Source organism: Rahnella sikkimica, assembly GCF_002951615.1.
GTDB lineage: Bacteria > Pseudomonadota > Gammaproteobacteria > Enterobacterales > Enterobacteriaceae > Rahnella > Rahnella sikkimica.
Genome location: NZ_CP019062.1, coordinates 2,633,664 through 2,658,634, shown reverse-complemented (window position 1 = coordinate 2,658,634; position 24,971 = coordinate 2,633,664). Strand labels below are relative to the sequence as shown.

General features: G+C 52.5%; 23 protein-coding genes. 18 read left to right on the top strand and 5 right to left on the bottom strand.

The genetic code is table 11. The features are described from left to right. Positions 1 to 131 precede the first annotated feature (131 nt). A complete protein-coding gene (gene trmN, locus BV494_RS12315; RefSeq protein ID WP_104923135.1) occupies positions 132 to 878 on the top strand; it encodes a tRNA(1)(Val) (adenine(37)-N(6))-methyltransferase TrmN in 747 nt (248 codons plus the stop codon). A 36-nt stretch (positions 879 to 914) separates the two neighbouring features. On the opposite strand, the gene nadB is transcribed toward trmN, so the two are convergent. Further along, positions 915 to 2,516: an L-aspartate oxidase gene (gene nadB, locus BV494_RS12310; protein ID WP_192938002.1), complete on the bottom strand. Its 1,602-nt coding sequence runs from the start codon at positions 2,514 to 2,516 to the stop codon at positions 915 to 917. 214 nt (positions 2,517 to 2,730) lie between these two features. On the opposite strand from nadB, the gene rpoE reads away from it, so the two are divergent. The 4 genes from rpoE to rseC are packed head-to-tail and all read left to right on the top strand — an operon-like array spanning position 2,731 to position 5,440. Continuing rightward, entirely contained in the window at positions 2,731 to 3,306 is a 576-nt protein-coding gene (gene rpoE, locus BV494_RS12305; RefSeq protein ID WP_037040184.1) for an RNA polymerase sigma factor RpoE, read from the top strand. 30 nt (positions 3,307 to 3,336) lie between these two features. Beyond that, the gene (gene rseA / locus BV494_RS12300; protein WP_104923133.1) at positions 3,337 to 3,984 is read left to right on the top strand and encodes an anti-sigma-E factor RseA; all 648 of its coding nucleotides are present in this window, start codon (positions 3,337 to 3,339) and stop codon (positions 3,982 to 3,984) included. Beyond that, the gene (gene rseB, locus BV494_RS12295) at positions 3,984 to 4,934 is read left to right on the top strand and encodes a sigma-E factor regulatory protein RseB (RefSeq protein ID WP_104923132.1); all 951 of its coding nucleotides are present in this window, start codon (positions 3,984 to 3,986) and stop codon (positions 4,932 to 4,934) included. Before rseA ends, rseB begins: the two co-directional genes overlap by 1 nt. A gap of 29 nt (positions 4,935 to 4,963) precedes the next feature. Next, positions 4,964 to 5,440 carry a SoxR-reducing system protein RseC gene (rseC, locus tag BV494_RS12290; protein ID WP_104923131.1) on the top strand — a complete coding sequence of 159 codons (477 nt, stop codon included), beginning with the start codon at positions 4,964 to 4,966 and terminating at the stop codon, positions 5,438 to 5,440. 58 nt (positions 5,441 to 5,498) lie between these two features. On the opposite strand, the gene BV494_RS12285 is transcribed toward rseC, so the two are convergent. Further along, entirely contained in the window at positions 5,499 to 6,317 is an 819-nt protein-coding gene (locus BV494_RS12285) for a hypothetical protein (RefSeq protein ID WP_104923130.1), read from the bottom strand. 408 nt (positions 6,318 to 6,725) lie between these two features. On the opposite strand from BV494_RS12285, the gene lepA reads away from it, so the two are divergent. The 7 genes from lepA to acpS all read left to right on the top strand — a co-directional run bounded on the left by lepA (position 6,726) and on the right by acpS (position 13,364). Further along, positions 6,726 to 8,525, top strand: coding sequence for a translation elongation factor 4 (lepA, locus tag BV494_RS12280; RefSeq protein WP_104923129.1), 1,800 nt, complete (start codon positions 6,726 to 6,728; stop codon positions 8,523 to 8,525). A gap of 28 nt (positions 8,526 to 8,553) precedes the next feature. Next, positions 8,554 to 9,531, top strand: a complete 978-nt coding sequence (gene lepB, locus BV494_RS12275; protein WP_104923128.1) for a signal peptidase I — start codon at positions 8,554 to 8,556, stop codon at positions 9,529 to 9,531. A gap of 290 nt (positions 9,532 to 9,821) precedes the next feature. Then, on the top strand, positions 9,822 to 10,502 hold the full coding sequence (gene rnc / locus BV494_RS12270) for a ribonuclease III (protein ID WP_104923127.1): 681 nt from the start codon (positions 9,822 to 9,824) through the stop codon (positions 10,500 to 10,502). Further along, complete coding sequence (era, locus tag BV494_RS12265) at positions 10,499 to 11,404, top strand: GTPase Era (protein WP_104923126.1); 906 nt, start codon at positions 10,499 to 10,501, stop codon at positions 11,402 to 11,404. The genes rnc and era overlap by 4 nt, the downstream gene beginning before the upstream one ends. A gap of 11 nt (positions 11,405 to 11,415) precedes the next feature. After that, on the top strand, positions 11,416 to 12,150 hold the full coding sequence (recO, locus tag BV494_RS12260; protein WP_104923125.1) for a DNA repair protein RecO: 735 nt from the start codon (positions 11,416 to 11,418) through the stop codon (positions 12,148 to 12,150). Positions 12,151 to 12,252: 102 nt separating this feature from the next. Next, positions 12,253 to 12,984 carry a pyridoxine 5'-phosphate synthase gene (pdxJ, locus tag BV494_RS12255; protein ID WP_101075424.1) on the top strand — a complete coding sequence of 244 codons (732 nt, stop codon included), beginning with the start codon at positions 12,253 to 12,255 and terminating at the stop codon, positions 12,982 to 12,984. Then, complete coding sequence (gene acpS / locus BV494_RS12250; protein WP_104923124.1) at positions 12,984 to 13,364, top strand: holo-ACP synthase; 381 nt, start codon at positions 12,984 to 12,986, stop codon at positions 13,362 to 13,364. The genes pdxJ and acpS overlap by 1 nt, the downstream gene beginning before the upstream one ends. A 21-nt stretch (positions 13,365 to 13,385) precedes the next feature. Here the strand turns inward: acpS and BV494_RS12245 are convergent, their stop codons facing one another. Both BV494_RS12245 and BV494_RS12240 read right to left on the bottom strand, forming a co-directional pair. Then, positions 13,386 to 13,730 carry a YfhL family 4Fe-4S dicluster ferredoxin gene (locus tag BV494_RS12245; RefSeq protein WP_501207386.1) on the bottom strand — a complete coding sequence of 115 codons (345 nt, stop codon included), beginning with the start codon at positions 13,728 to 13,730 and terminating at the stop codon, positions 13,386 to 13,388. 10 nt (positions 13,731 to 13,740) lie between these two features. Further along, positions 13,741 to 14,589 carry a MurR/RpiR family transcriptional regulator gene (locus tag BV494_RS12240; protein WP_104923122.1) on the bottom strand — a complete coding sequence of 283 codons (849 nt, stop codon included), beginning with the start codon at positions 14,587 to 14,589 and terminating at the stop codon, positions 13,741 to 13,743. A 142-nt stretch (positions 14,590 to 14,731) separates the two neighbouring features. Between BV494_RS12240 and murQ the strand changes: the two genes are divergently transcribed. From murQ to tadA, 4 genes are all read left to right on the top strand, one after another. Beyond that, the gene (gene murQ, locus BV494_RS12235) at positions 14,732 to 15,637 is read left to right on the top strand and encodes an N-acetylmuramic acid 6-phosphate etherase (protein ID WP_104923121.1); all 906 of its coding nucleotides are present in this window, start codon (positions 14,732 to 14,734) and stop codon (positions 15,635 to 15,637) included. Between the two features lie 15 nt (positions 15,638 to 15,652). Then, positions 15,653 to 17,020, top strand: coding sequence for a PTS transporter subunit EIIC (locus BV494_RS12230; protein ID WP_104923120.1), 1,368 nt, complete (start codon positions 15,653 to 15,655; stop codon positions 17,018 to 17,020). Positions 17,021 to 17,024: 4 nt separating this feature from the next. Further along, positions 17,025 to 17,663, top strand: a complete 639-nt coding sequence (yfhb, locus tag BV494_RS12225) for a phosphatidylglycerophosphatase C (protein WP_104923119.1) — start codon at positions 17,025 to 17,027, stop codon at positions 17,661 to 17,663. A gap of 152 nt (positions 17,664 to 17,815) precedes the next feature. Then, positions 17,816 to 18,328: a tRNA adenosine(34) deaminase TadA gene (gene tadA, locus BV494_RS12220; RefSeq protein WP_104924786.1), complete on the top strand. Its 513-nt coding sequence runs from the start codon at positions 17,816 to 17,818 to the stop codon at positions 18,326 to 18,328. Between the two features lie 22 nt (positions 18,329 to 18,350). Here the strand turns inward: tadA and mltF are convergent, their stop codons facing one another. Beyond that, positions 18,351 to 19,811, bottom strand: a complete 1,461-nt coding sequence (gene mltF / locus BV494_RS12215; protein WP_104923118.1) for a membrane-bound lytic murein transglycosylase MltF — start codon at positions 19,809 to 19,811, stop codon at positions 18,351 to 18,353. Positions 19,812 to 20,086: 275 nt separating this feature from the next. Here mltF and purL point away from each other — a divergent pair, with 275 nt between their 5' ends. Next, the gene (gene purL / locus BV494_RS12205; RefSeq protein WP_192938160.1) at positions 20,087 to 23,980 is read left to right on the top strand and encodes a phosphoribosylformylglycinamidine synthase; all 3,894 of its coding nucleotides are present in this window, start codon (positions 20,087 to 20,089) and stop codon (positions 23,978 to 23,980) included. A gap of 256 nt (positions 23,981 to 24,236) precedes the next feature. Then, on the top strand, positions 24,237 to 24,848 hold the full coding sequence (gene pagP / locus BV494_RS12200) for a lipid IV(A) palmitoyltransferase PagP (RefSeq protein ID WP_104924785.1): 612 nt from the start codon (positions 24,237 to 24,239) through the stop codon (positions 24,846 to 24,848). Positions 24,849 to 24,971: the final 123 nt, after the last annotated feature.

Genomic DNA, 24,971 nt, shown 5'->3' with positions numbered 1-24,971 from the left:
TTATAGACGTGTTAGACGCGATCTTCACCTATTTAAGCGGTTTGCGTGCCTTTTCCTCCACATCTCTTTACCCTATGCTACGACAGTTTTCGTTCAGAGGCCTGCTGGCCGGCGTAATTACGGTGATATGAGTGGCAAAAGAAGTCAGTTCGGCCCGGCCTTTGCGGCGCAACGGGTTTACCTTTAAACAGTTTTTCGTCGCGCACGACCGCTGTGCGATGAAAGTCGGTACGGATGGTGTTTTGCTGGGCGCAACGGCACCCGTCAGCGGGGCACAACGCGTTCTGGATATCGGATGCGGCAGTGGCCTTATTGCCATGATGCTGGCGCAGCGCAGTGCTCCTCAAACGGTTATCGACGCTGTTGAACTAGAACCTGCTGCCGCAGAACAGGCCGCAGAGAATTTTCGCGAATCTGTCTGGGCGCAACGGTTGTCTGTCTTTGCGCAGGATATCAATGATTACGCCCGTCAGCACCCGGCTGAGTATGATCTGATTGTCAGCAATCCGCCTTATTTTGAATCGGCGGTAGCTTGTCGTGATGAAGCGCGAAACGCAGCCCGTTATACAGAAACCCTGACCCACGAAGCGCTGCTAGAATGTGCCGGCAAGCTGATTACGCCGCAAGGATTATTCAGCGTTGTGCTGCCCTATGACATTGGTCTGGCGTTTGAAATGCTGGCGCATCAGCAAGGCTGGTTCAGCGCATGGCGGATGGCAGTGCGGGATCGTCCGGGAAAACCGCTTAACCGTTTGTTGCTGACGTTATCGAAGCAGCCCGCTGAGCGGGAAGAGCAGGAACTGGATCTGCGCGAATCAGAAGGTGTTTACAGCGAAGCGTTCTGCGCACTGATTGCAGATTTTTATTTAAATTACTGAGCCTGTCAAAGTGCGTTCCTTCGCACTTTTCAGCGACTAGGGCTGTAAGATTGTCGGCTGAGGATTTTCTTCTAAATCCGGGTAATCGAGCGTGAAATGCAGCCCGCGACTTTCTTTTCGTTCCAGCGCGCTGCGAACAATCAGCTCTGCCACCAACACCAGATTACGCAATTCGAGTAAGTTATTGGAAATTCGGAAGTTGGCATAGTACTCGTCAATTTCCTGTTGCAGTGTCGTGATGCGACGCAACGCGCGTTCCAGGCGTTTCGTGGTACGAACAATCCCGACGTAGTCCCACATAAATAGCCGCAGTTCATGCCAGTTATGCTGAATCACCACCTGTTCATCCGAATTATCAACCCGGCTTTCATCCCATTGCGGAATGTTTTTCGCCAGTTTGGCATGAGGCAGGCGCTTGATGATGTCTTCCGCCGCAGACCAGCCGTAAACCACGCACTCCAGCAGTGAATTGGACGCCAGACGATTCGCGCCGTGTAACCCGGTATAACTGACTTCGCCGATGGCGTACAAACCGTCGAGATCCGTTCGCCCGTGCTGATCAACCATCACGCCACCGCAGGTATAATGTGCGGCCGGAACAATCGGAATCGCCTCTTTGGTGAGATCAATGCCGAGAGATTGCAGTTTTTCGTCAATCATCGGGAAGTGATGCTTAATGAATTCCGGTGGGCGATGGCTGATATCCAGATACATGCAATCTGCGCCAAGGCGTTTCATCTCATGATCGATTGCCCGTGCCACCACATCACGCGGTGCCAGTTCGCCTCGCGCATCGAAATCAGGCATAAATCGTGTGCCGTCGGGGCGCTTAAGCAACGCACCTTCGCCGCGCAGGGCTTCAGTCAGCAGGAAATTTCGTGCCTGCGGATGATAGAGGCAGGTCGGATGGAACTGGTTGAATTCCAGATTGGCAACGCGACATCCTGCGCGCCAGGCCATCGCGACGCCATCGCCGGAAGAAATATCCGGGTTGGTGGTGTATTGATAGACTTTCGCCGCGCCGCCGGTCGCCAGCACAACGGCTTTTGCGCGCAGTGTTTCAACATGCTCTTTATCGCGGTTCCAGACATAGGCACCGACTACACGCTGCGTACCTGGCAAACCCAGCTTGCTTGAGGTAATTAAATCAACGGCGTTATAGCGTTCTTTAACGCAAATATTCGCGTGCGCTCTTGCTTTCCCAACCAGCGTAGTCTCTACTTCTTTACCTGTAGCATCAGCAGCATGCAGGATCCTGCGGTGGCTGTGACCGCCTTCACGCGTCAGATGATATCGCTCTTCTGAGCTCTCGTTGGTTTCGGTATCAAACAGTACACCCTGGTCGATCAACCACTGAACACAATGGCGTGCGTTGCTGGCGATAAATTCAACGGCTTCTTTATCACATAAGCCTGCGCCGGCAATTAATGTGTCATCAACGTGTGAGGCAATGCTGTCTGCTTCGTCGAAAACGGCGGCGATCCCGCCCTGTGCGTAAAACGTTGAGCCTTCGTTGAGTGGGCCTTTACTGAGAACAGTGACGTGACAGTGGTCTGCAAGTCGTAAAGCCAGAGAAAGGCCCGCAGCGCCACTTCCGATGATCAGTACATCGCTTACAAATTCAGATGAAGGTTGCATAACGTATGATGTTTGCAGAAGAAGAGGGAAATTCATGTTAGCCTAAACCTCCGTGAAAAAGCCACGGGCTTGAGACTTCAATAGAAAAAACAATGGCGATGTGGAACTTTATGTTTCATGTGAACTCCAAGCAGTACTTGCTCAGGAATATAATGATGAAAGCTGGCAGTACGACTTTACGCGCGGAGATGGTTTTGGGGAGATTTTACCTCGGATGAGCGAGCAGTTAGCCGATCAAGTTCTGGTTGAGCGGGTCCAGAAGGGTGATCAGAAATCGTTCAATTTACTGGTTATTCGCTACCAGCATAAGGTGGCGAGCCTTGTATCCCGCTATGTGCCACAGGGCGATGTGCCTGATGTGGTTCAGGAATCTTTTATTAAAGCGTATCGTGCGCTGGAATCTTTCCGCGGCGACAGTGCTTTTTATACCTGGCTGTATCGTATTGCAGTCAACACAGCGAAAAATTATCTGGTTGCTCAGGGAAGACGTCCGCCTTCAAGTGACGTTGATGCGAATGAAGCCGAAAATTTCGAAAGTGGCGGTGCCCTGAAAGAAATTTCGAACCCTGAGAACTTGATGTTGTCTGAAGAGTTACGGCAGATAGTTTTCCGTACTATTGAAGCACTTCCTGAAGATCTTCGCATGGCGATTACCTTGAGGGAGTTGGATGGCTTGAGCTACGAAGAAATAGCCGCCATCATGGATTGTCCGGTGGGTACGGTTCGATCGCGTATATTCCGTGCCCGGGAAGCAATTGATAACAAAGTTCAACCGCTCATCCAGCGTTAGAGATGACGGTCACAGGAAGGGTACTTAGGCATGCAGAAAGAAAAGCTTTCCGCTCTGATGGATGGTGAAGCGATTGATTCTGAACTGTTAAGTTCTTTATCAACAGATAATAAGCTTCAACAAAGCTGGCAGAGTTATCATTTGATCCGCGATACCTTACGCGGTGATATTGGGAATGTGGTGCATCTGGATATCGCAGACCGTGTGGCCGCAGCGCTGGCAAATGAGCCGGTTAAACTGGTGCCGGGTTCAGCTACAGAATCGCAGCCTCAGCCTCATACCTGGCAGAAAATGCCTTTCTGGCACAAAGTTCGCCCTTGGGCGAGCCAGCTGACGCAGATTGGCGTGGCCGCGTGTGTGTCCCTGGCCGTGATTGTGGGTGTTCAGCACTACAATCAGCCTGACGCATCAGGTGCTTCTCCGGAAACCCCTGCGTTCAATACCTTACCTATGATGGGTAAAGCTTCTCCGGTGAGCTTCGGCGTGCCAAATGAAGGCAATACCACCAGCGGGCAACAAAATGTGCAGGAGCAACGTAAGCGTATCAATGCTATGTTGCAGGATTACGAATTGCAGCGCCGCTTGCACTCTGAGCAGCTCCAACTCGAACCGATTACTCCGCAGCAAGCCGCTGTTCAGGTCCCAGGAACTCAGTCTTTAGGAACGCAAACGCAGTAATGAAGCAATTTTGGTTTGCCGTTTGTTTAGCGACGGGCAGCCTGCTTTCTTCAAGTATCGCCTCGGCAGAACAGACTTCCGAGGCGTTATTACAAGAAATGGGTACTGCCAGCCAGTCGCTGAATTATGAAATGGGCTTTATCAACATCACGAAGCAAGGGATTGATTCCTTTCGCTATCGTCATGCTGTCTCGAAGGAAGTCTTGCTCGCTCAACTGGTTTTGATGGATGGGCCGCGCCGTGAAATTGTCCAGCGCGGAAAAGACATCAGCTACTTTGAGACCGGGTTACAGCCTTTCACTCTGGATGGCGATCATATCGTTGATTCCCTTCCTTCCATCGTTTTCAGTGATTTCTCCCTGCTTTCAAAATACTACGACTTTATTGCCGTAGGTCGTGCCCGTGCGGCCGATCGCCTGAGCCAGGTGATCCGCGTTGTTTCGCGTGATGGTACACGTTTCAGCTACGTTATCTGGGTGGATGAGCAGACGAAATTGCCCATGCGCGTTGATTTGTTAGACAGAGATGGTGAAACGCTCGAGCAGTTCCGTGTCATCAGCTTTGATGATGGAAAAGAAGTCATTAGCATGTTGGGTGATCTCGAAAAGGCAAGTTTGCCTCCCGTGCTTTCTTTACCTGCTTCAGAGCAGGCTAAATTTAGCTGGCAGGTGAAATGGCTTCCGGCCGGTGTGACGGAAGTGGCGAGCAGCCGCAGAAACTTGCCAAATATGCCGGTCACGATAGAATCACGCTTGTATACCGATGGATTGTTCAGTTTCTCCGTCAATATCAGCGCCACGACAAACGGCCCCTCTGAGCAGTTGATCAGGCAGGGGCGCAGAACGGTGCAGACAGAGATTCGCAACGGCAATGAAATTACCGTTGTCGGCGAACTGCCACCGTCAACCGCTAAGCGTATCGCTGACAGCGTTGTCTTCTCCGCGAAATGACTTTTGCCTAAAAAAAACCGGGTGATCACATGATGAAAGAATGGGCCACTGTTATCTCGTGGCAAAATGGTATTGCGACACTGCGCTGCGAAACGCAGGCAGGATGCAGTAGCTGCCATTCACGTTCAGGATGTGGCGCCCGCGTATTGAACGAATTAGGGCCACAGACCGAGCATAATCTTCAGGTTAGCATCAATGAGCGCCTGGAGCCGGGTCAGAAAGTCGAACTGGGTATTCCTGAAGGAAGCCTTATGCGTTCGGCATTTTTGGTTTACATGACACCGTTGTTTGGTGTGATTGCCGGAGGCGGATTATTGCAGGCTCTGCTGAAGGAAGATATGTACGCGGTTATTGGCGCTGTGTTGGGCGGGGGACTGGGCTTCCTGATTGCGAAAACACTGGCAGCGAAAGTCGATGGCAAAGCGGGTTATCAGCCAGTGGTATTACAGGTCGGATTACCGCCGAATGCTTTTCGCTATTCCACTGACAGCGAATTACCTTCGTAAGATATCTCAGCTCGCGATGCGCATAAATGCCACTTTTTCTTCTGATTCAGTGGCATTTTTAATTTCTGACGGGGATCCGGTTCTGAATCATATGTTCAATCAGAGCGATGAAAAGATCGGCACTTGAGAGCGAAGTATAAGGCACGGAAAACAGGATCCGTCCGTGCTTATCCAGCAATCTGATCAGCGGGCTGTTACTGCCGCCGCTGATAAATTGAATGTCCTCAACCGGCACTGTTTTCCCTTCATCGGGAATCAACATCAGCGCGCTCAGCCTGATCCTTTTCTCGTGTGTTGTCAGAAGGTTGGAACTGATAAAACGTTTCAAACCGCAGCGTGCATTGAGCACTCGCGTAAAAAGAATATCGCCACCCTGAGCCAGGGTATTTAATGCCCACGGGCCACGAAACATCAACTGTTCGTTTTTAATGACTTCAATTAACCGTTCGGAATGCGCAATGTTTGGCGTGATTCTATGCCAGACTTTGCTATTTTCTTCACGGAAAATCATGGTATTTAAAATACGGCGAGTATATTTACCGGTTCTGAATCGATATATATCTGTAATTCGTTCGAAAGGAATAAAACGATTCTTTTTATCCATCGGGCTTATCACTAAAATACCGTTTTCATGCAGCTGGTAGATTTGATTTGGTCGTATTAGCCGCCTCATCATGATGAGGACAATCCCCAGCGCAATACTGAGTAAAGCAGACCCCACAACGCTGTGCAGCACGGCGGCGGTATGGCCGAAAGCCAGCAGGAATGCAATTTGCATCGCGCCGCCAATCAGTAACAGAACTGACAGGACCAGAGTGATCCAGGAGTTGGCTTTAGCAAAGCCATGCTGACTGAGCAGCCGCCCTTCATTGATCATATCGCTAACCTTGTGACCGGATTGAATTAAAGTAAAAATTTGAGAAGACAGCAATTAAGAATTTAGTAGAGTGGTGGGGATGGTTATTTTCTTTTATAACAATATATTAAGTTGCAGTGTCGGTTTTTGTATATGAGGATTTTCTTAAAATAAAGCGGAGGCTTTGGCTTATACCAGACTGTGACCGACGAAAGTTCAGGGCCGCCGTAAAGAGGCGGAAAATGAAAAGTTGGCATCTTCCTGAAGGGAAAGCTCGCATAATCTGGAGTTAGAGTGTGCCGAGACTAGGTTTTCCCCGTACTGGCATGTAGAATGCTGCGACTTAGGCGAAAGACAGCCAACCTACAAACCGTCGCTGTATGTTCATGGCGAATGATTCAGAAATACCAAGGCAGAAAAACTTTCATAATGAAGCATATACGAAATTTCTCCATTATTGCCCACATTGACCACGGTAAGTCGACGCTGTCAGACCGTATTATTCAAATTTGCGGTGGCTTGTCCGATCGTGAAATGGAAGCTCAGGTTCTCGATTCAATGGATCTTGAACGTGAACGCGGCATCACCATCAAAGCGCAAAGCGTCACCCTCGATTACAAAGCGAAAGATGGTCAGATTTATCATCTGAACTTTATCGACACCCCCGGACACGTCGACTTCTCTTATGAAGTTTCCCGTTCTCTGGCCGCCTGTGAAGGTGCGTTGCTGGTGGTCGATGCCGGGCAGGGCGTAGAAGCGCAGACGCTGGCAAACTGCTACACCGCGATGGAAATGAATCTGGAAGTTGTTCCGGTTCTGAACAAAATCGACTTGCCGGCAGCGGATCCTGATCGCGCAGCGCAGGAAATCGAAGATATCGTGGGCATCGACGCGACCGACGCGGTACGTTGCTCGGCGAAAACCGGTGTGGGCGTGCCAGAAGTTTTGGAACGTCTGGTGCGTGATGTTCCACCGCCGGTAGGTGATCCGGAAGCCCCTCTGCAGGCACTGATCATCGACTCCTGGTTCGATAACTACCTTGGCGTGGTTTCTCTGGTGCGTATCAAAAACGGCACCATGAGAAAAGGCGATAAAATTAAAGTGATGAGTACCGGACAGGTGTATAACGCCGATCGTCTGGGTATTTTCACGCCTAAACGTGTTGATAAAGATATTCTGAACTGCGGCGAAGTCGGCTGGCTGGTTTGTGCGATTAAAGACATTCTCGGCGCACCCGTTGGCGATACCTTAACGCTTGCCCGCAATCCTGCTGATAAAGTCCTGCCTGGTTTTAAAAAAGTGAAACCACAGGTCTATGCAGGTCTGTTCCCGGTCAGCTCCGATGATTACGAGAACTTCCGTGACGCGTTGGGCAAACTTAGCCTCAACGATGCCTCCCTGTTCTATGAACCAGAAAGTTCAACGGCGCTGGGCTTTGGATTCCGTATCGGCTTCCTGGGTCTGCTGCACATGGAAATCATTCAGGAACGTCTGGAGCGTGAATACGATCTGGATCTGATCACCACCGCGCCGACGGTTGTGTATGAAGTCCTGACGACCGGCAACGAAACCGTTTATGTCGACAGCCCGTCGAAATTGCCTGCGCTGAACAACATTCTCGAGTTACGCGAACCTATCGCCGAATGTCATATGCTGATGCCACAGGAATATCTGGGCAGCGTGATCACGTTATGTATTGAGAAACGTGGCATGCAGACCAACATGGTTTATCACGGCAATCAGGTTGCATTGACTTACGAAATTCCAATGGCGGAAGTTGTGCTCGATTTCTTCGACCGTCTGAAGTCCACTTCTCGCGGCTATGCGTCTCTTGATTACAATTTCAAACGTTTCCAGACTTCTGACATGGTGCGTGTTGATGTTCTAATCAACGGCGACCGCGTGGATGCGTTGGCGCTGATCACTCACCGTGGCAACTCTCAATTCCGTGGGCGTCAGTTGGTAGAGAAGATGCAGGAATTAATCCCGCGTCAGCAGTTCGACATTGCCATCCAGGCGGCGATTGGTGCTCATATCATTGCCCGCTCGACGGTTAAGCAATTACGTAAAAACGTTCTCGCCAAATGTTATGGCGGTGACGTCAGCCGTAAGAAAAAACTGTTACAGAAACAGAAAGATGGTAAGAAACGCATGAAGCAAGTGGGTAACGTAGAGTTACCACAGGAAGCGTTCCTGGCTATTCTTCACGTAGGCAAAGACAGTAAATAAATTCTTAATTGAGTGGTAGGGAGTATGCATGGCTAACATGTTTGCCCTGATTCTGGCGGTTGCAACGCTGGTATCAGGGATTATCTGGTGCCTTGAACGTTTCAGGCTGGCACCCGCACGACGGGCCAAAATTGCTAAGATTAAGGCCGAAACTGGCGGTGCTGTTGACGACGTCACGCTGAGCAAGGTCGCGAAGCAGCCAGGCTGGGTGGAAACCTGTGCTTCTGTATTCCCGGTATTGTTAGTCGTGTTCGTGGTGCGTTCATTCATTTATGAACCCTTCCAGATCCCGTCCGGTTCAATGATGCCAACGTTGTTGATAGGCGATTTCATTGTGGTGGAAAAATATGCTTATGGTCTGAAGGATCCTATTACCCAGACCAAGCTGATTCCGACAGGCGAACCTAAACGTGGCGATGTGGTGGTATTTAAATACCCACGTGATCCGAGCGTTGACTATATTAAACGTTTAGTCGGTTTGCCGGGCGACCGCGTAACTTACGATCCTTTCAGTAAACAGGTCACCATTCAGCCTGCCTGTGAAAGTGATAAAAATTGCAATACGGCGCTTGCAGTGACTTACGACACCGGCACAGCCAGTGATTTTGTTCAGACTTTCGGCCAGTCTTCTGGCGGTGAAGCGAGCAGCGGTTTCTTCGAGACTCCCCCGACGGCCAACGTTCCGCAAGATGGCGTTCGTCTGGTACAACGTAACGAAACGCTGGGCAACGTGACTCACCGTATTCTGACCGTGCCTGGCGCGCGTGACCAACTGGGTGCGTATTATCAGCAACCAGGTCAGCCTCTGGGGACGTGGGTTGTTCCGGCCGGCCATTATTTCATGATGGGCGATAACCGTGATAACAGCGCAGACAGCCGCTATTGGGGCTTTGTGCCAGAACAGAATTTAGTGGGTAAAGCCTCCGCAATCTGGATGAGCTTTAAAAAGCAGGAAGGTGAATGGCCGACCGGTGTTCGTTTAAGCCGTATTGGTGGAATTCATTAATCTGCTGGCGTGAGTAACCCAATAATTCAAGTTGCAGGAGGCTATTACTCCTGCAACTTCTGTTATGGCGGGTACATTAGCGCAGCATTATATTTTCACCCGTTGTAGAATATCCTTTCGGGCGATAAAAGTTGGCCCCCCAGATTTTTAGTTTTTTCTTTGAAAAGAACAAAAAAACAAAAGAACAGAGGGAGCCTTTGCAAACGAAACAGCTTTGGATTGGCTTAAGGCGAAGCAGGCCTGTTCCGTATGCTGAAGTTTTTGACGCATTCTTGATCTATTGGTAACTCATGAATCCCATCGTAATAAACAGGCTTCAGCGGAAGCTGGGCTACACTTTTCAACAGCAGGAACTTTTATTGCAGGCACTGACTCACCGCAGCGCCAGCAGTAAGCACAATGAGCGTTTAGAGTTCCTGGGTGACTCAATTCTTAGTTATGTTATTGCTAACGCTTTGTACCATCGTTTTCCTCGCGTAGACGAGGGCGATATGAGTCGTATGCGTGCCACGCTGGTACGTGGAAATACGTTAGCTGAAATGGCACGTGAATTCGATCTCGGCGAATGTCTGCGTTTAGGGCCGGGCGAATTGAAAAGTGGTGGTTTCCGCCGTGAGTCAATTCTTGCGGATACGGTGGAGGCGCTCATTGGCGGCGTGTTCCTGGACAGTGATATCCAGAACGTCGAAAAGCTGATTCTCGATTGGTACCGTAGTCGTTTAGACGAAATCAGTCCCGGTGATAAGCAGAAAGACCCGAAAACCCGTTTACAGGAGTTTTTACAAGGTCGCCATCTGCCGTTGCCTTCTTATCTGGTTGTGCAGGTTCGCGGTGAAGCGCACGACCAAGAGTTTACCATCCACTGCCAGGTCAGTGGCTTGAACCAGCCGGTTGTAGGAACCGGTTCAAGTCGCCGAAAAGCCGAGCAGGCGGCAGCGGAACAAGCGCTGATACAGCTGGAGCTTGAATGAGCGAAGAAAAGAATTACTGTGGTTTTGTAGCCATTGTTGGCCGTCCTAACGTCGGCAAATCAACCTTGTTGAACGAATTATTGGGGCAAAAGATCTCCATTACTTCGCGTAAACCGCAAACCACGCGTCACCGAATCATGGGCATCCATACTGAAGGGCCTTATCAGGCTATTTACGTGGATACCCCTGGGCTGCACATCGAAGAAAAACGTGCAATCAACCGTCTGATGAACCGTGCTGCAAGCAGCTCAATTGGTGATGTTGAGCTCGTGATTTTTGTCGTTGAAGGCACCCACTGGACGCCGGATGACGAAATGGTGGTCAACAAACTGCGTGACAGCAAAGCGCCGGTTCTCTTGGCAATCAACAAAATCGATAACGTCACGGATAAATCGAAGTTGTTACCGCACCTTCAGTTCCTCAGTGAGCAGATGAACTTCATCGATATCGTGCCAATGTCTGCCGAAAAACGTATCAACGTTGATACCATTGCCAGCATTGTCCGTAAACGTCTGCCGGAAGCAATCCATCACTTCCCGGAAGATTATATTACCGACCGTTCACAGCGCTTTATGGCGTCTGAAATCATCCGTGAAAAACTGATGCGTTTCCTGGGCGAAGAGCTGCCTTATTCTGTCACCGTTGAAATTGAACGTTTCGTCAGCAATGAGCGAGGCGGTTACGATATCAATGGCCTGATACTGGTAGAACGTGAAGGCCAGAAGAAAATGGTTATCGGTAACAAAGGCTCAAAAATCAAGACGATTGGCATCGAAGCCCGTCAGGACATGGAAAACATGTTCGAAGCGAAAGTTCATCTTGAGTTGTGGGTTAAGGTTAAATCCGGCTGGGCAGATGACGAACGTGCATTGCGCAGCCTGGGTTATGTAGACGACTTATAAGGTCCGCGCCTATGGAAGGCTGGCAACGCGCATTTGTTTTGCATGGGCGACCTTACAGTGAAACCAGCCTGATGCTGGATCTCTTCACTGAGGGACAAGGGCGGGTACGCATACTGGCGAAAGGTGCGCGTGGCCGCCGGTCCAACTTAAAAGGCTGCCTGCAGCCTTTTACGCCTTTACTGGTTCGCTGGAGCGGGCGGGGAGAAGTCAAAACCCTGCGCAACGCCGAGCCGGTTTCTCTGGCACTTCCCCTTTCTGGTTTAATGCTCTATAGCGGCCTGTACGTTAACGAGCTGGTTTCCCGCGTGCTTGAGCAGGAAGCGAACTATTCTGCGTTATTCTTCGATTATCTGAATTGTTTGCAAAATCTGGCCGGTGCGACAGGTTCGCCGGAATATGCTTTGCGCCTCTTTGAATTATCCCTTTTATCCCATCTGGGCTACGGCGTGGATTTTCTGCATTGCGCAGGCAGCGGTGAAGAAGTCAGTGACACCATGACCTACCGCTACCGTGAAGAGAAAGGGTTTATCGCCAGCCTCGTTATCGATAATTCCAGTTTTACAGGCAGGGACTTAAAAGCCCTCGCCAGCCGTGAATTCGACGTCGTCACTTTACGTGCCGCCAAGCGTTTCACCCGCATGGCGCTGAAGCCGTATCTCGGCGGAAAACCGCTGAAAAGTCGTGAGCTGTTCCGCCAGTTTCAGGTTAAAAAGCCTGCCTCATCGTCTGACAATTCTGCCGGTTAATTCGGACTCCGCTCTACACCCCGACATGCGGTAAGGTGTAAACTGCGGAAATCGTTTTTTGTTCCATTCTTAAATCAATCCATTCAAAAATCTGGAGCTGTTATGGCTGAGTTGCTGTTGGGCGTTAACATTGATCATATCGCGACACTGCGTAATGCGCGTGGTACGGCTTACCCTGATCCGGTCCAGGCTGCGTTTATCGCAGAGCAGGCGGGTGCGGACGGCATTACCGTTCACCTGCGCGAAGACCGTCGCCATATTACGGACCGTGATGTACGCCTTTTGCGCCAGACTATCCAGACCCGCATGAATCTGGAAATGGCAGTGACCGATGAAATGGTCGGGATCGCCTGTGAAATTCTGCCGCATTTCTGCTGCCTGGTGCCGGAAAAACGCGAAGAAGTGACCACTGAAGGCGGTCTGGACGTGGCCGGTCAGCTCGACAAAATGACGGTCGCCGTTTCCCGTCTCAGCGAAGCCGGCATTCTGGTATCCCTGTTCATCGACCCCGATCTGCGCCAGATTGACGCCGCGGTTGCCGTTGGCGCGCCTTATATCGAAATCCACACCGGTGCTTATGCTGAAGCGAAAACCGATCTCGAGCGTCTGGCTGAACTGGAACGCATCAAGCAAGGTGCAGCTTACGCCGCAGGCAAAGGCCTGAAAGTGAATGCGGGCCACGGCCTGACTTACCATAACGTGCAGCCGATTGCGGCGCTGCCGGAAATGCATGAACTGAACATCGGCCACGCGATTATCGGCCAGGCAGTGATTGATGGTTTGTCCGGCGCTGTGCGCGAAATGAAAAACCTGATGCGGGAAGCACGTCGTTAATGAGCATTTTAGGTTTAGGTACGGATATCGTTGAAATAACCCGTATCGAAGCTGTGATTGAACGCAGCGGTGACCGGCTGGCGCGGCGTATTTTGTGCGCCAATGAATGGGCTGTTTATGAGCAACATCAGCAGCCGGTTCGCTTTTTGGCCAAGCGTTTTGCCGTGAAAGAAGCGGCGGCAAAAGCGTTGGGCACCGGGATCCGCAACGGTCTGGCGTTTGAGCAGTTTGAAGTGGTGAATGACAGTCTCGGGAAACCGGGGCTGGTCTTCCATGCGCGCGCAGCGGAAATGGCGGCAGAAATGGGTGTGAAATCGGTGCATGTCACGCTGGCTGATGAACGCCGTTATGCCTGCGCGACTGTGATCATCGAGAATTAATGCCCTGCATCACGCCGTTAATTATACGGTGTGATGCAGTACCACAAATTTATCCCACAGCGCTTCGTTGGTTTCTTTGTGGTCTGGATTGATGATGATGGTATTGTCGATCGGGCAGACACTCTGGCAGGTCGGTTTATCGTAATGACCGATACATTCCGTGCAGCGATCGCTGTCGATTTCATAAATCTCATTGCCCATCGAGATCGCCTGATTCGGGCACTCCGGTTCGCACATATCGCAATTGATGCATTTGTGTGTGATCAGCAGGGCCATAGTCTTTCTCGTATCTTCAATAATCAGGGCGCGCAGTATAGCAGAATTGCGCTGACGTAGGATCCGCGCCAGCGCCTTTCCACATCTCAACTGATCCTGATCAAACCAGCTTTTTCACCAGCTCTTCGCTGTGGCGGATCCGCTCCGGCGCATGTTCCGTATCCTGCTGAACCAGCGCAACAAACAGCAAATCTGTCAGGGAAGATTGCGCCGTGGTGGCTGAAAGCGCCGCGCCGCGCGTTGCCGGTAATTCGGCGACCGTATACAGGCAATGGTCGGCCTGTTGCTGCAATGAATTTGGCGAGAAGCCGGTCAGCGCCAGCACTTTTGCGCCGCTTTCTTTCGCCACCCGTGCCGCCAGATTGATCTCATTGCGCTCACCGCTGGAAGAAATTGCCAGCAGTAAATCCTCTTTTGAAAGTGCCTGAACAGTGGCAATCAGCACGTGTGTATCGGATTCCGCGATGGCAGTGACGCCAATTTTCAGCAGTTTATACGCCAGATCCCGCGCGACCAGGCCCGATGCGCCGATGCCCGTGAGCACGATTTTTCGTGCACCCGCCAGCATGGACAGGGCAATTTGCAGGCGCGGTTCGCTGTTGATATCCAGCGTGGCGCGCAGTGCGGACTGTTTTTCGGCCAGCAGTTTTTCCCCGACTACGTGAAGGCTGTCGGTACTTAAAATCTGATTATGAACCGTTACCGGCTCGCTATTTGTTGGGGAGGCCAGCGATTCGCTCATGGCCAGTTTCAGCGCTGGGAAGCCTTTGTAGCCCAGTTTTTGGGCGAATTTCACCACGCCGGACTGACTAACGCCCGCCATTTCGGCCAGTTTCTGCGAGCTCAGGTGGCGCGCCTGCTCCGGCTGAGCCAGTAAAAAGTCAGCCAGTTTGCGGTCATTTTGTGCCAGTGTTGGATAAAGCTGGCGGATGCGGATCATGCAGCTCATGGTGATTATTCCCAGCCTCTCTGAATACTTACGTCACGTTTTACGGATTATGTTATCTAAAATAGCAAATATTCCTCGCAATGATGAATAAAATATTCAAATAATATCTAATTAATTTGAATTAAAAATTCAGGAGAACACCATGAGTCACACCGCGAATTTGGGCACCCTCGTTTCAGAGACACGTAATCCGGAAACCATGAATCTGGATGAGATGTCCTCGCTTGAGCTGGTGACCTGCTTCAACCAGCAGGATCGTAAAGTGCCGGAAGCGATTCAGGACGTTTTACCGGAAATTGCGAAAGCTGTAGATAGCGCCGCGGCCTCTTTTAAAGCCGGTGGCCGGTTGATTTATCTCGGTGCAGGCACCAGCGGTCGCCTGGGTGTACTCGATGCGTCTGAATGTCCGCCGACCTTTGGCGTGCCGCACGGCATGGTCGTCGGGCTAATTGCCGGCGGGCCTGGCGCGATGCTGAAAGCGGTGGAAGGCGCGGAGGACAGTGAAACGCTTGGGGTGGAAGATTTAAAAAATCTTAACCTGACGAACAAAGATACCGTCGTCGGCCTCGCCGCCAGCGGTCGCACGCCATACGTCATCGGCGCACTGCGCTATGCAACGGAACTGGGATGCGCGACGGTCGCCATCTCCTGTAACCCGGATTCCCCGATTGCCCGCGAGGCAAACATCGCCATTTCTCCGGTAGTTGGCCCGGAAGCCCTGACCGGCTCGACCCGCCTGAAATCCGGCACGGCGCAAAAGCTGGTGCTGAATATGATTTCGACCGGCGCAATGGTCAAAACCGGCAAGGTTTACCAGAACCTGATGGTCGATGTAAAAGCCACCAACGTGAAGCTCGTCGACCGCGCCTGCCGCATTGTGGTCGAAGCCACCGGAGCCTCGCGCGCAGACGCCGAACTGGCATTATCACAGACTGATTTCGACGTTAAGCCAGCCATCCTGATGTTGCTGGCCGGAATAGATGCGTCCGCAGCGAAGGCGCGCCTGAGTGAACATAATGGATTCCTGCGCGCGGCTCTGGCGGAATAACACGGGGAGAAAAGCATGGCGACGGATAAAACGAACCTCTTAGCTTCACAGATTTTGCTGGGTGTCGGCGGCGAAGGAAATATCAGTAAGCTGGAAAATTGCATGACCCGCGTGCGTGTGGAAGTGCATGACGACTCGCGTCTGGATCTGACTCGCCTGAAAACGCTCGAAGGCATTAAAGGCTACCTTAAGCAGGGTGAACAGCATCAGTTTATCGTCGGGCCGGGTGCGGCGGCGAAAGTCGTGGATGCCATGCGCGCGTTGCTTAGCGCGGCGGGAGCACCCGATCAGAGTGATATCGCGCGAAACAAAGCCAGTGCGAAAGCCAAATACTCTGCGCCGATGAGCGGGGCGTTGCGAAAACTGGCTGACGTTTTCATTCCGCTGATACCGGCCTTTATCGCGTCGGGGCTGATCATGGGCATTATCAATCTGCTCAAGCGCCCGGATATTGCCGGTTCCATTGCCACGGATTTCCCGAATATTCTCGGGCTGTTAGCGATTTTTGGCGGCGCGGTTTTCGCCATCATGAATATTCTCGTGGGCGTGAATGCGGCGCGCGTGTTCGGCGGTTCACAGGCGATGGGCGGCGTGATGGCCGGCATTCTCTCCAGCCCGGCGCTGGCGCAAATTACGCTGTTTGGCGAAACATTGCAGCCGGGACGCGGCGGGGTGATCGCTGTGCTTCTGGTGGTGGCGCTGATGTGCTGGCTCGAAAAACGGCTGCGGAATGTGTTGCCGGAATCCGTTGAACTGATCCTCAATCCGCTGATTACCACGCTGATTACCTCGACGCTGGCCATTGTCATCCTGCAACCGATCGGTGGTTTCATTTCTGACGGTATCGCGCACGGCGTAAATATTGCCATCGATAAAGGCGGCTTGCTGGTGGGCGCCGTGCTGGCGGGGGCTTTTCTGCCGCTGGTATTGTCGGGATTACATCAGGGGCTGGTGCCGATCCACGTTGAGCTGATTCAGGCGCACGGTTCTAATCCGTTACTGCCTATTCTGGCGATGGCAGGCGTCGGACAGGTCGGCGCGGCAATTGCGGTCTACATGAAAACCCGCAATGCAGGACTGAAAAAGTTGATTAAAGGCGCGCTGCCGGTCGGAATTTTAGGCATCGGCGAACCGCTGATTTTCGGGGTGACATTACCGCTGGGACGGCCTTTTATCGGGGCCTGTTTAGGCGGTGCGGTCGGCGGTGCGCTAATCTGTTACTGGAAAGTCGCGACGGTGATCACTTTTGGGATTTCCGGGCTGCCGCTGGCGCTGACCATTATTTCCGGAAAAGTGATGTTGTATCTGGCCGGTTTAGTTATTACGGTATTGGCTGGTTTTATTTTTACCTGGCTGATGGGGTTCAACGATCCCGAGGAGTAACGGATTGAGTACGAAGCCTGATCGACGGGTCGTGTTTTTTGATCTTGATGGAACGCTGCACCAGCAGGACATGTTCGGGAGTTTTCTGCGGTTTTTGCTGCGGAAGATGCCGCAAAATCTGATCCTGGTCGTGCCGGTATTGCCGCTGGTGGCGATTGGGTTGCTGATGCACGGGCGGGCCGCGCGCTGGCCGATGAGTCTGCTGCTCTGGTCAATTACCTTTGGTCACAGTGAAGCCCGGCTGAAAGCGCTGGAATTACAGTTTGTCACCGTGTTTCGCCATAAAGTGGTGGCGTTCCCGGTCGTACAGCGGCGGTTGCGTGAATATCTCGACAGTGCGGATACTGAAGTGTGGCTGATCACGGGTTCACCGGAAAATCTGGTGCAGCAGGTGTATAACGCATCGCTGTTTCTGCCGAAGGTACGTCTGGTGGGCAGTCGTATTGCACGCGGTAAAGGCGGCTGGGTTCTGCCTCTGCGTTGTCTGGGCGAGGAAAAAGTCGTCCAGCTTGAACGCCGCATTGGCTCGCCGCTGAAACTTTACAGCGGCTACAGCGACAGCAAACAGGACAACCCGCTGCTGTTTTTCTGTGAACACCGCTTTCGCGTCAGCAAGCAGGGCGAACTCCAGCAACTGGAATAATTCCGCCGTCAGACATGTGTCTTCACTATCATACTTAAACAGGCCGTTTTCCGGCCTGTTTGCATTCGGATGACGCAGGTATACTGCTGGCCGTTAAAAAAGAGATTGAGGTTGACGTGTCGGACGCAGAGTTGGGTAACGGGTTAACAGAAATGAACGAGCACGAACACTGGATGCGATATGCCATGAATCTGGCGCTGAAAGCGCAGGATGAGGGCGAAGTGCCGGTGGGCGCGGTGCTGGTTTTAGACAATCAGGTGATTGGCGAAGGCTGGAACCGGTCTATCGGGCATCATGATCCGACCGCCCATGCGGAAATTATGGCGCTGCGCCTCGGCGGAAGTGCCGTGCAAAATTACCGCCTGCTGGACGCCACGCTGTACGTCACCCTGGAACCTTGCGTGATGTGCGCCGGGGCTATGATCCACAGCCGTATCCGCCGCGTCGTGTATGGCGCATCGGATGCCAAAACCGGTGCAGCCGGTTCTTTGCTGGACGTTCTGCGCCATCCGGGCATGAATCATCAGGTGGAAATTTTGCCGGACATACTGGCAGAAGAATGTTCAGAGCAACTGAGCGCGTTCTTTCGTTTACGCCGTAGCCAGAAAAAAGCGCTCCGGCTGGCAGAGCGCGCTGCACAAGCCGATAACACGTCGGAAGAATAAAGCCCGTTCGCCGCGATAAATACTACGGTGCCAGGGCTTCTTTTGCGTCCACGACCGGATACCCCTGTGCCAGCTGAGCCTGCAACGCCGCTTTCTGCGCTTGCTGCTTCTCTTTTTCCATCAGATACCCGACCAGACTGAGCTGATATCGGCGGATGTTTTCCACATAGTTGTACGCCTGCGTGCCGCGCGCGTAGCCATATGTGGTGCGGCTGAAGAAGCGTTTCTGGTTCAGCATCGGCAACCGCTGTTTCACATCGGCCCAGCTGTCCGGATTGCCTTTTTGCTGTGCCGTCAGCTTACGGGCGTCAAGCATGTGGCTGTAGCCCATGTTATACGCCGCCAGTGCAAACCAGATCTTCTCATCCTCAGGAATCGATTCCGGCATCTTGTCCATCAGGTGCGACAGATACAGCGCGCCCCCGCGAATACTTTGCTCGGCATCCGTCCGGTCGTCCACATTCAGACCATCGGCCGTGCTGCGGGTCAGCATCATTACACCACGCACGCCAGTCGGCGATTTAGCCTGCGGATCCCAGTGGGATTCCTGATAAGCAATCGCCGCCAGCAGCCTCCAGTCGATTTTATCCGCGTATTTTTCAAACAACGGCTGTAAGACTGGCAGTGTACTGTCGATGGCGTTCAGGAAAGTCCGCGTATCGACATAATCAAAATCGCCGACGTGCCCGAGGAATTTTTCCTCTAGTTTTTCCAGCGTACCGTCTTCAGAAATCTGACTGAAAAAGTCCAGCATGGCCGCAGAAAGGCTGTCGTCATCGGGTTCTTTTCTGTAGTACCACGTCACCGGCTCATCTTCGGTGGCATCAAAAGCCACGGCCAGGCGCGGATAAACGCGCTGCATCAGGGCGATCGTCACGGAATCCCCCAGCGTGTAATCCAGCTTGCCATTCTCAACCTGTTGCAGCAGGTCACGCGGTGAGAGTTTGTCCGTCGTGGTCCAGGTCAGATTCGGGTATTTTTTGGCGGCGGCTTCGAGCGTCAGGATGTGCGCACTCCCGGCGGAGACCACCAACGTGCCTTTCACATCTGCAAAACTTTTCGGGCGAGCGGCCCCTTGCCGGTAAACCAGTTGCTGAGAAACGGAATAGTATTCCGGCCCGGCACGGTAGTTTTTCAGGCGTGCATTGTTGTACACCAGCCCGGAAGCCAGCATATCGGTTTTATCATTGTCCAGATCGTCGAACATCGACTCGATGGTAGTGTGCTGTTTCACGACCAGCTTCACGCCCAGATAATCTGCAAAGCGTTTAGCCAGTTCATAATCGAAGCCGAGATTGCCTTCCGGGGAGTCCATAAAAGTCAGTGGAGAATTGAGCGTGCTGACGCGCAATTCTCCACGGGATTTTATTTGATCCAACTGGTCGCCTTCACCTCTGTGCCACGGGACGGCAGGCCATAAGGCCAGCGCCAGCAACAGGGCGGCAATCCCCATCAGAACATAGTTAATTTTTAGTCGCGTCAAATAGTTATCTCGCTGCAGCGCTCTTGTTTTTTTACGATATGCTGTGCAGTTTCTATGGTTATATCCCCAGTGCTGTCGCATTTTGCTCAACAAAACGGCAGTCTGCAACTTTATTCATATTAACCATGATCTTTGAGTGGTTATAAATGAATATCAAGATTCCCTGCGCAAACGGTTTCGTATGCCGCCAGCTTTCTTTATAATAGCCCGCGTTTTCCCCCTGTTGCGCCCAATGAAGCACTGTGGTCAGTGTCTTCGAAGACGAGAGATCTGTGATTATGGAAATACTGCGTGGTTCGCCCGCTTTGTCGGCTTTTCGTATTAATAAATTATTATCCCGCTGTCAGGAAGCCCGCCTTCCGGTCAATGATATCTACGCCGAATATGTACACTTTGCCGATGTCAGCGCGCCGCTGAATTCGGACGAACAAACCAAGCTGCAACGCCTCCTGAAATACGGTCCTTCTCTCGCTGAACACGCGCCAACAGGTCGTTTACTGCTGGTTACCCCACGCCCTGGCACCATTTCTCCGTGGTCTTCCAAAGCGACCGATATTGCACACAACTGCGGTTTGTCTCAGGTTGTTCGCCTTGAGCGCGGTCTGGCGTTTTACATTCAGGCCCCGGAACTGACCGAAGCACAATGGGCGCAGCTGGGCGCATTGCTGCATGACCGCATGATGGAAACTGTTTTTGGCAAGCTGGAAGACGCCGCCGCGCTGTTCGCACAGCAACAACCGGCACCGGTTCAGCATGTCGATATTCTCGGTGAAGGCCGTATCGCGCTGGAAACCGCCAACACCAAACTGGGCCTGGCGCTGGCGCAGGACGAAATTGATTATCTGATGGAAGCCTTTACGTCGTTGGGGCGCAACCCGACTGACATCGAACTGTATATGTTCGCACAGGCAAACTCAGAGCATTGCCGCCATAAAATCTTCAACGCCGACTGGATTATCGACGGCGAAACGCAGCCGAAATCCCTGTTCAAGATGATCAAAAATAGCTTCGAACAGACGCCTGATTACGTGCTCTCCGCGTACAAAGATAACGCCGCTGTCATGGAAGGTTCGCAGGTCGGTCGTTTCTACGCCGATGCGAATGACGGTCTGTACGATTTCCATCAGGAGCAGGCGCACATCCTGATGAAGGTTGAAACCCATAACCACCCGACGGCGATCTCTCCGTGGCCGGGCGCGGCAACAGGGTCCGGCGGCGAAATCCGTGACGAAGGCGCAACCGGTCGCGGTGCAAAACCGAAAGCCGGTCTGGTCGGTTTCTCCGTTTCCAACCTGCGTATTCCGGGCTTTGAACAGCCGTGGGAAGAAGATTTCGGTAAGCCGGATCGTATCGTTACCGCGCTGGATATCATGACTGACGGCCCGCTGGGTGGCGCAGCCTTCAACAACGAATTTGGTCGTCCGGCGCTGCTGGGCTACTTCCGTACTTACGAAGAAAACGTCAACAGCCACAACGGCCCTGAGCTGCGCGGTTATCACAAACCGATCATGCTGGCGGGCGGTATCGGCAACATTCGTGCAGATCATGTGCAGAAAGGTGAAATCACCGTTGGCGCGAAACTGATTGTGCTCGGCGGCCCGGCGATGAATATCGGTCTGGGCGGCGGCGCGGCTTCTTCTATGGCCTCCGGTCAGTCTGACGCGGATCTGGATTTTGCTTCCGTACAACGCGACAACCCGGAAATGGAACGCCGTTGCCAGGAAGTGATCGACCGCTGCTGGCAGCTCGGTGAAGCCAACCCGATTCTGTTTATCCATGACGTCGGCGCAGGCGGTTTATCCAACGCCATGCCGGAACTGGTCAGCGACGGTAATCGTGGCGGACGTTTCCAGCTGCGCGACATCCTGAACGACGAACCGGGCATGAGCCCGCTGGAAGTCTGGTGTAACGAATCGCAGGAACGTTACGTGATGGCGGTTGCACCGGCTCAGCTGGCGCAGTTCGACGCGATCTGTAAACGTGAACGCGCGCCTTACGCAGTGATCGGCGAGGCAACAGAAGAAATGCACCTGTCTCTGGAAGACAGCCATTTCGACAACCAGCCGATTGATATGCCGCTGGACGTGCTGCTGGGCAAAACCCCGAAAATGACCCGTGATGTCACCACGCTGAAAGCGAAGGGCGATGATCTCAACGGCGAAAATATTCAGATTGCCGACGCGGTAAACCGCGTTCTGCATCTGCCGGCTGTGGCAGAGAAAACCTTCCTGATCACCATCGGCGACCGCACCGTGACCGGTATGGTTGCACGCGATCAGATGGTGGGGCCGTGGCAGATCCCGGTGGCTGACTGCGCGGTGACTACCGCCAGCCTCGACAGCTATCATGGCGAAGCGATGTCTCTGGGCGAACGTGCGCCAATCGCTTTGCTGGACTTCGCGGCTTCTGGCCGCATGGCCGTCGGCGAAGCGCTGACTAACCTGGCCTCGGTCGAAATCGGCAGCCTGAAACGCGTTAAGCTTTCTGCTAACTGGATGTCTGCGGCCGGTCATCCGGGCGAAGATGCCGGTTTATATGCGGCGGTGAAAGCGGTCGGCGAAGAGCTCTGCCCGGCGCTGGGTATCACCATTCCGGTGGGCAAAGACTCCATGTCGATGAAAACCCGCTGGCAGGAAGGCAACGAACAACGCGAGATGACCTCACCGTTGTCTCTGGTGATCACGGCGTTTGCCCGCGTCGAAGACGTGCGACATACCGTGACGCCGCAACTGCGTACTGATAAAGGCGACACCGCATTGCTGCTGGTGGATCTGGGTGCCGGTCACAACGCACTGGGCGCGACGGCGCTGGCGCAGGTTTATCGTCAGCTCGGCAACACGCCGGCGGATGTACGCAGTGCTGAACAGCTCGGTGGTTTCTTCAACGCCATGCAGGCGCTGGTTTCTGAACAGAAACTGCTGGCCTACCATGACCGTTCCGACGGGGGTTTGCTGGTCACATTGGCTGAAATGGCTTTTGCCGGTCACTGCGGCCTGACGGCGGATATCGCGGCGCTGGGCAACGATGCGCTGTCGGCACTGTTTAACGAAGAACTGGGTGCGGTGATTCAGGTTTGCGCTTCTGACCGCGAATCCGTTGTGCATACGCTGGCACAGTTTGGTCTGGCAGATTGCACGCATTACCTCGGTACGGTTGAAACCGGTGACCGCTTCATCATCACGCAGGGCGATAAGCCGGTGTACAGCGAAAGCCGCACTACGTTGCGTACCTGGTGGGCAGAAACCACCTGGCAGATGCAGCGCCTGCGCGATAACCCGGAATGTGCCGATCAGGAACATCAGGCCAAAACCCACGATCTCGATCCGGGTCTGAACGTGAAACTGAACTTTGCGCCGGACGAAGATGTGGCTGCGCCTTATATTGCGAAAGGTGCGCGTCCGAAAGTGGCCGTGCTGCGTGAGCAGGGCGTGAACTCCCACGTTGAAATGGCGGCGGCTTTCCATCGCGCCGGTTTCGATGCGGTTGACGTCCATATGAGCGATTTGCTGGCCGGTCGCCGTGATTTGCAGGACTTCCACACGCTGGTCGCGTGCGGCGGTTTCTCTTACGGTGACGTGCTGGGCGCGGGCGAAGGCTGGGCGAAGTCTGTCCTGTTCAACGACCGCGTGCGTGAAGAGTTCGCTGAATTCTTCCACCGCCCGCAAACGCTGGCGCTGGGCGTGTGTAACGGCTGTCAGATGATGTCGAACCTGAAAGAGCTTATTCCGGGTGCAGAACACTGGCCGCGCTTTGTGCGTAACCTGTCTGACCGCTTCGAAGCGCGTTTCAGCCTGGTTGAAGTGACCGCCAGCCCGTCGATGTTTATGCAGGGCATGGCCGGTTCACGTATGCCAATCGCCGTTTCCCACGGTGAAGGCCATGTGGAAGTGCGTGATGCGGCGCATCTGGCGCAGATTGAACACAGCAATCTGGTGGCGCTGCGTTTCGTCGATAACCACGGTCAGGTGACAGAAAGCTACCCGGCGAACCCGAACGGTTCACCGAACGGCATCACCGCTGTCACTAACCTCTCAGGCCGTGTCACCGTGATGATGCCGCACCCTGAGCGCGTTTTCCGTACCGTCAGCAACTCATGGCATCCGGAAGAGTGGGGCGAGGATAGCCCGTGGATGCGTATGTTCCGTAACGCGCGTAAACAGCTGGGCTAATCGTTATATAGCCTCAGTAATAAAAATCCGCAGCGCGAAAGCCTGCGGATTTTTTTATGCGATTTATCTTAAACTTTCATTTTTTTGACGAAAACTTTACTTTCTATTCTTAGGATTACTCTCATAATTTCAGTGCGAATATTAGTAAATTCAATTAATTAAGATTCACTGTCTTCCTGTTTTAATTTCGTTTAATTCCATGATGTTAAGAGTTAGTTATAATACAAATATTACAACAGGGAGCTATTTGAAAAAAATGTCTTATAAGAAATTAATCAGGGATTTAAGTCTTACCGTTTCAATCGCATTTTGCACTCCCGTATTTGCCAGCAATAACGGCAATAATCCGGTGAGCGATCCGGATACCGTTCAGTACAAATCGCTGGCGGCTAATGTCTGGTCAGACTTCAAAGACAAAGTATCCACCACCTGGAATGACTCTGATTCGCAGGACTTGTATCTGCCTGTCATTACCTGGCATAACCGTCTGACTTACGATAAAGAGAAAACCGACCGATATAACGAGCGTCCGTGGGGCGGCGGTTATGGGATTTCCCGTTATGATGACAAAGGGAACTGGAACGGCATTTATTTTATGGCGTTTAAAGACTCGCATAATAAATGGGAACCGATCGGCGGTTATGGCTGGGAGAAAATATGGACGCCTGCGCAAGATAAAGACTTTCGCTTAGGCTTAGGTTATACCGCTGCGGTGACGGCGCGTGATGACTATAAATATATTCCTATTCCGATTGTTTTACCGCTGGCTTCCATCGGTTATAACAAGCTGACTTTCCAGGCCACCTATATTCCCGGAACTTACAACAACGGGAATGTGTTCTTTGCCTGGTTGCGATATCAGTTCTGATACCCCACATTGTTACACTTTTGTGACAATCAGGCCGGGGTTGTGAGCACGATCTCCCTCTTTTTCTGAATATTCACCTATGCTGAAAATTCACTGCAATTATCAATCTGTTGAACACAGAAA